1 protein-coding gene is annotated in these 7,802 nt (G+C 58.3%); it reads right to left on the reverse strand.

Translation table 11 applies throughout. From position 1 onward, the window contains the following. Positions 1 to 7,765 (reverse strand): Ig-like domain-containing protein (locus tag GTGU_RS25930; protein WP_245609635.1); only part of this gene is annotated, 7,765 nt, incomplete at its 3' end. Positions 7,766 to 7,802: the final 37 nt, after the last annotated feature.

Below are 7,802 nucleotides of genomic sequence, written 5' to 3' on the forward strand. Positions count from 1 at the left end.
CGGTTTCAGTACCACTCAGTACAGAACCGTTCACCCCGCCAACATCGTCAATCACATCCGTGATGGCGAGTTTGCTGCTGTCTGGTGGCGTGAAGTCCAGGATCAGCTCGAAGTTATCCGAGGCAACACTGGTGTTACCAGCCTTGTCGGTGGCAGTCACATAGAACTGGTGACTCCCCTCGTCCAGACCCGCGGTCGGCGAGTAACTCCAGGTGCCGTCAGCGCGTGCGGTGACGGAGCCCAGCAGACCGCTCTGATCGTAGATCTTCACGATGCTGCCCGCTTCCGCTTTACCGTTCAGCGTCGGGGTCGGGTCATCAGTCATACCATGGTTAGCCAGGGTGCCCTGACTACTGCCCACATCATCATTCGCAGCATCAATGCTCGGTTTCATCGGGGCATCAATGTCAATGGTGATGGTCCAGCTGCTGCTGACAGAGTCATTACCTGCCGGATCTTTTGCCGTCGCGGTAAAGGTATGGTTGCCTTTACCCAGATCGCCGGTTGGTGTAAAGCTCCAGTTGCCGTCAGAGCCTGCGGTGGTGGAGCCCAGCACATTGTTGCCATCGGTGATGGTAACCACGCTGCCGGCCTTCGCCGTACCGGTGATCTCCGGACGGGTGTCGTCCGTCACGCCGTTCTGCGCGACATTAGCAGTGACATCGCCCACGTCATCCTTAATGGCGGTGATTTCAGCCTGGCCCGGGGTGACGTCAACGATAATGTTCACGTGCGTCCCTTCAGGTCCGGTGTTACCCGCCGTATCAGTCACTTTCGTGGTGATGTCGTGCGGACCATTCGCCAGCGGCGCACCCGGTGTGAAGCTCCAGTTACCGTTGATATCTGCAACCGCGGTGCCAATAACGGTACCGTTGTCGATGATGCTCACCGTGCTGTCCGCTTCCGCCTTGCCGCTGATGGTCGGGGTGTTGTCATCGGTGGTGTCATTGTTATTCACCGGACCGGTCTTCGCGCCGACGTCATCGGTGATCAGCAGGTCGGAGACCGCAGACGGCACAGTGGTATCCACAACGATGTTGAAGCCGCCGGTTGCCGGGCTGACACGTCCTACGGTGTCAGTGACGGTCGCAGTGAAGTTATGGTTGCCGTCGTTCAGTGCCGTATCCGGCGTGAAGCTCCAGCTGCCATTGCTCGCCACGGTCGTCGTGCCAATCAACGTGCCATTGTCGTAAACACTGATGATACCGTTGGCCACACCTGTACCACTGAGGGTCGGGGTGTTGTCATTGGTCATATCACCTTTCTGCAGGAAGTCCACACCCGGCGCCAGGTCATCGTAGACGTTATCCAGCGTCGGTGCCTGCGGTGCAATGGTAGATACCGTAAAGACATATTCATTCGACGGACCCGCTTCGTTACCAACACTGTCGGTTTCCTTCGCGGTCAGGACATACGTACCGTTTGGCAACGGTGAAGACGGTTCCAGTTCCCAGGTACCATCGGACTTGACGGTGGTGGAACCGATCACCTTATCGCCGTTGTAAACGGTGATGATGTCACCCGCTTCTGCGCCAGTACCCTGGATCAACGGACGGTTATCATCCGTTTCACCGTTATGGGCTACCGAGCCAGTTTGCGTCGGCTTATCATCAATCACATCTGTGATAGTGATTTTGCTGCTGTCCGGCGAGGTGAAGTCCATCACCAGTTCAAACACATCAGACGCGTCGCTGGTATTACCAGCCTTGTCGGTGGCAGTGACATGGAACTGATGGCTGCCTTCGTCCAGTCTGGTGGTCGGTGTGTAGCTCCAGGTGCCGTCAGCACGGGCGGTGACGGAGCCCAGCAGCCCGTTCTGATCGTAGATCTTCACGATGCTGCCCGCTTCCGCTTTACCACTCAGCGTCGGGGTCGGGTCATCAGTCATACCATGGTTCGCCAGGGTGCCCTGGTTACTACCTACATCATCCATTGCACTGTCGATGCTCGGTTTGATCGGCGCATCAATGTCAATGGTGATGGTCCAGCTGCCGCTGACAGAGTCATTACCTGCCGGATCTTTCGCCGTCGCGGTGAAACTGTGGTTCCCCTGCGCAAGGTCGGTCGTCGGAATGAAGCTCCAGCTTCCATCAGAACCCGCAGTGGTGGAACCCAGCACAGTGCTGCCATCGGTGATGGTGACAATGCTGCCAGCCTTCGCGGTACCGGTGATTTCCGGACGAGTATCGTCCGTTACGCCGTTCTGCGCGACATTGGTGGTAACACTGCCCACATCATCTTTCACTGCAACAATGGTGGCCTGCCCAGGGATCACGTCAACGATAATGTTCACGTGTGTCCCTTCCGGTCCGGTATTGCCCGAAGGATCGGTCACTGTAGTGGTCAGGTCGTGCGGACCATTAGCCAGTGGTGTGGACGGTGTGTAACTCCAGTTACCGTTGACATCCGCCACAGCAGTGCCAATGACGAGGCCGTTATCGATGATATTTACTGTACTGCCCGCTTCAGCTTTACCACTCAGGGTCGGGGTATTGTCATCAGTGGTGTCACCATTGCTCACCGGCCCCTGATAAGTGCCGACATCATCGGTAATCAACAGATCAGACGTTGCAGATGGTGCTGCGGTATCAATGATAATCTCATGACCACCTGTTGCCGGACTGACACGACCAATGCTGTCTGTCACGGTAACTGTGAAGTTATGGCGACCATCGAGCAGCGCCGTATCCGGCGTGAAGCTCCAGCTACCATTGCCGCCTACCGTGGCGGTACCAATCAGCGTACCGTTGTCGTAAATGCTGATCGTGCCGCCAGGCAGTCCACTACCATTCAGCGTTGGACGGTTGTCGTTGGTGACTTCCCCTTTCTGCACGTTATCAACATTTGGTGCCACGTCGTCATAAACGCTATCCAGCGATGGAACTGGCGGTGCCTGCGTAGACAGCGTGAAAGTAAACGCGTTAGACGGGTCAGAGACGTTGCCAACGCTGTCGGTTTCCTTCGCCGTTAATGTGTACAGACCATCCGCCAGCGGTGTGGTCGGTTCCAGCGACCAGGTTCCATCTGCCATGACGGTAGTAGAACCAATCACCGTCGTGCCATTGTAGACAGTGATGATGTTGCCTGCTTCTGCGCCAGTACCGGAAATGCGCGGACGGTTATCATCAGTGATGCCCCCGTCTGCCACCGGACCGATGCTCTGCGGTTTATCATCATAAATACCAGTAATGGTAACCAGGCCGCTATCAGGCGCCGAGTAGTCGGTGGACAGCACGAACTCGTCGGAAGCCGGGCCGGTGTTACCGGCTTTGTCAGTGGCCGTGACCGTGAGACGGTGCTCGCCTTCCGGCAGCGGTGTGGTCGGCGTGAAGGTCCAGGCGCCGTTGTTGTCCGCCACGGCAGAGCCAATCAGCTCGCCGTTGTCGTAGATATCCACCCGGCTGCCTGCCTCCGCAGTGCCTTTCAGCGTCGGGTTGGCGTCATCGGTGACGCTGCCGCTGGTCAGATCGCCGCGCACGTTGCCCACGTCATCACTGGCCACGGTAATGGCCGGTTTACCCGGTGAGGCGGTATCGACGGTCAGATCGAAGGCCGGAGAGGTGACGGTGCCGCCCGCCAGGTCGGTGGAGACCACCGTCAGGCTGTGGCTGCCGTCAGACAGGTCAGCTGACGGCGTGAAGCTCCAGCTGCCGTCCGGCTGTACCGTGGTGCTGCCCAGGACGGTGGTGCCGTCCATCACGGTGACCACGCTGCCCGGCTTACCGCTGCCGGTCAGCTCCGGACGCGCGTCATCAGTGACGCTGCCATCCGTCAGGTTGCCGGTCACCGGTCCCTGATCATCTTTCACTGCACCAATGGTGACCATGTTCGGATCGGTGTCCACGGTGAAGCTGACGCCCGGTGACGGTTCACTGGTGTTACCCGCCGGGTCGGTGACGGTGGTGGTGACCTCATGCTCCCCTTTCGCCAGCGGCGTTTCCGGGGTGTACGTCCACTTACCGTCATCACCGGCGACGGCTGAGCCCAGCACGACGCCGTTGTCGATCACCGTGATGATGTCACCCGCCTGTGCCGTACCACTGAAGGTCGGGGACTGGTCATCCGTGGTGTCGCCGTCGTTCACCGGACCGGTGTACTCGCCGACGTTATCCGTAATCAGCAGATCACCGGTGGCAGACGGTGCTGCGGTGTCGATCACCACCGGGAAGCTGCCGCTCTCCTTGTGGTTACCGGCCGGATCGGTGGCGGTGACGGCAAAGTTATGGTTGCCGTCCGCCAGCGCCGTATCCGGCGTGAAGCTCCAGCGGCCGTTACTGTCTGCGGTCACGGAGCCCAGCACGGTGCTGCCGTCGCGGATGGTGACGATATCGCCGGCCGCCGCCGTCCCGTTCAGGGTCGGGGTGCTGTCGTTGGTCACGTCGCCCTTCTGCAGCGCGCCGGTGTTCGGTTCGCTGTTGTCGATCACGCTGATGATTGACGGCTCAGTGCCGGTCGGGATCAGCAGGGTGATGTCGTAAGCCGGCGCTTCGCCGGTGATGCGGTTACCGGCCGGATCCTGGGTTTCCAGGGTCAGGCTGTTCAGCCCTTCCAGCAGCGGTGCATCCGGGGTCAGGCTCCATGTGCCGTCCGCCTCAACCACCGCCGAGCCGATCAGGTGTTTCCCTGCCGCGTCGGTGGTGTAGACGAACACGGTGTTACCGGCGGTGCCGATACCGCTGATGGCCGGCTGGCTGTCATCGGTGATCGCGCCGCTGGCGACGTTGCCCTGCAGATCGCCGATATCATCCGCCACGGCGGTGATCTTCAGGCTGTCTTCCGTGGCCACCGGCGGGGTGTAGTCGGTGGACAGCACGAACTCATCGGAGGCCGGGCCGGTGTTACCGGCTTTGTCAGTGGCCGTGACCGTGAGACGGTGCTCGCCTTCCGGCAGCGGTGTGGTCGGCGTGAAGGTCCAGGCGCCGTTGCTGTCCGCCACGGCAGAGCCAATCAGCTCGCCGTTGTCGTAGATATCCACCCGGCTGCCTGCCTCCGCGGTACCTTTCAGCGTCGGGTTGGCGTCATCAGTGACGCTGCCGCTGGTCAGATCGCCGCGCACGTTGCCCACGTCATCACTGGCCACGGTAATGGCCGGTTTACCCGGTGAGGCGGTATCGACGGTCAGATCGAAGGCCGGAGAGGTGACGTCATTACCTGCCGGATCGACAGAGGTCACCGTCAGGCTGTGGTCACCATCCTCAAGGTCTTCAGTTGGTGTGAAGCTCCAGCTTCCATCCTGATTCACAGTCGTCGAGCCCAGTACCTCATCACCATCTTTAATGGTGACCACGCTGCCCGGCTTACCGCTGCCGGTCAGTTCCGGACGCGCGTCATCAGTGACGTTGCCGTCAGTCAGGTTACCGGTGATCGGTCCCTGATCATCCTTGACAGCGCCAATGGTGACCTGGTTCGGATCCGGATCAACCGAGAAACTGATGCCCGGTGACGGTTCACTGCTGTTACCCGCCGGGTCAGTGACCACGGTGGTGATTTCATGGTCGCCTTTACCCAGCGGCTCTTCCGGCGTGTATTCCCACTTGCCGTCGTCGCCGACCACGGTGGAGCCAATCACTTTGCCGTTATCGATGATTTCCACCACGCTGCCCGGTTCAGCATTACCTCCAAAGGTCGGGGACTGATCGTCAGTAGTTTCACCGTCTTTGACAGTACCCGTGACATCGCCAACGTCATCGTTCGCGGCCACATTACCTGCATCTGGTGCGGCTGTATCAATGGAAATCGGGAAGTTGCCACTGTCGGAGTGATTGCCTGCCGCATCGGTAGCTGTCACAACAAAGTTGTGATTGCCGTCAGCCAGGGCGGTGCCTGGCGTAAAGGTCCACTTACCATTGCTGTCCGCCGTCACTGAGCCCAGCACGGTGCTGCCGTCGCGGATGGTGACGATGTCGCCCGGTGCAGCGCTACCAATCAGTGTCGGGGTGTTATCGTTGGTAGCATCACCCTTCTGCAGCGCACCAACATGCGGTTCATTACTGTCTACTACGCTGGTGATTGCCGGTTCGGTACCCGTCGGGATCAGAAGCGTGACGTCGTAAGCCGGGGCTTCGCCGGCAATGCGGTTACCGGCCGGATCCTGGGTCTCCAGGGTCAGGCTGTTCAGACCTTCCAGCAGCGGAGCATCCGGGGTCAGGCTCCATTTGCCATCCGCATCAACGACAGCCGAGCCAATCAGGTGTTTGCCTGCGGCGTCAGTGCTGTAAACAAATACGATATTTCCTGCTTCACCAATACCAGTAATGGCAGGCTGGCTGTCGTCGGTGATGCCGCCGCTGGTCACGTTGCCCTGTTGATCGCCGACATTATCAGCAACACCGGTAATTTTAAGTACATCTTCGCCAGCCTCTGGCGGAGTCGTATCAACGCCAAAATCCAGCGAGTCAGACGGTTCGCTGGTATTTCCTGCCGGGTCGGTTTGCGTCACGGTGATGCTGTGATTGCCATCGTCCAGCGATTCTTCAGGAGTGAATGACCACTTACCATCATCGCCAATGACAGTAGTGCCCAGGACTTCATCACCGTCATAAATGGTGACCGTATCGCCAGGTTCCCCGCCACCGCTGAAGGTCGGTCTGGAATCGTCAGTGATACCACCGTCCTGAATCTTGCCGGTGATCGGATCGTTATCATCCAGCGCGTTCGCCACGTCAGGTTTCGGTGGCGGTGTGGTATCGACCACAATCTGAATCGGGTCTGAAGGGTCGCTGATGTTGCCCGCTTTGTCCTTCTCGCTCACTTCCAGTTCGTGCTTACCTTCCCCCAGGTCATCTTTAGGGGTGTAGCTCCACTTACCATCGTCCCCCACCACGGTGGAACCAATCTCTTTACCATTATCTTTGATGATAATGACGTTACCCGGCGTACCATCACCGTTAAAGGTGGGCTTGGTTTCATCTGTGACATCGCCAGGCTCCAGCGGGCCGGTCTTTGGACCCGTTTTGTCAAGAACCTCTGGCTGGTCAGGTTTTTCAGGGGCTGCAGTGATAACGCTGAAGTCACGAACCGGAGAAGAATCGCTAACGTTACCCGCTTTGTCTGTCTGTTTTACGGTGATGTCATGATTGCCATCAGCCAGATCCTGGGTCGGTTTGAAATACCAGCGACCATCAGCATTCACTTCGGTCTGTCCGATAGCTTTACCATTGTCGTAAATGGTAATAGTGGCGCCCGCTTCACCGGTACCACTCATTTCAGGACGAGTATCATCAGTCCAGCCGTTATGGTTAATTTCTCCAACGACATTACCCACCTTATCAATGACGTGTTGAATGGCAGGCGCGTCCGGCGCAAGGGTATCTACGGTGATAACAATCGGATCGGAAGGCTTACTTTCATTACCAGAGGGATCTTTTTCCGTGACGGTAAGTTCGTGTTCACCATCATCCAGAGGTTTCTCCGGTGTGTAGCTCCATTTACCATCATCACCCACTTTTACCGAGCCGATTTCTTTGCCCTTGTCGTAAATATGGATGGTATCGCCCGGCTCACCGCGGCCACTCAGCGTGGGCGTGGTGTCGTCAGTCTGGTCACCACTTTTCAACGGACCGACAACATTGCCTTCGTTATCAATGGTTTCGCCAATGGCAGGGGTTTCCGGGGCATTACGATCAGAGATATCATCACTGTCTTCATTCATGGCAACTGCGGCACCGACACCGATTGCGCTGGCTGCCGCGAGGAAACCTAACAGACCGAACAGAGAATCGTTGTCATCACCGGGTGCCGTGAAAATACCACTGCCTGGTCCCATAGGCTCACCGCCCAGGGCAACCGGTGACATACTACCA

The sequence above is a fragment of the Trabulsiella guamensis ATCC 49490 genome, assembly GCF_000734965.1.
Taxonomy (GTDB): domain Bacteria; phylum Pseudomonadota; class Gammaproteobacteria; order Enterobacterales; family Enterobacteriaceae; genus Trabulsiella; species Trabulsiella guamensis.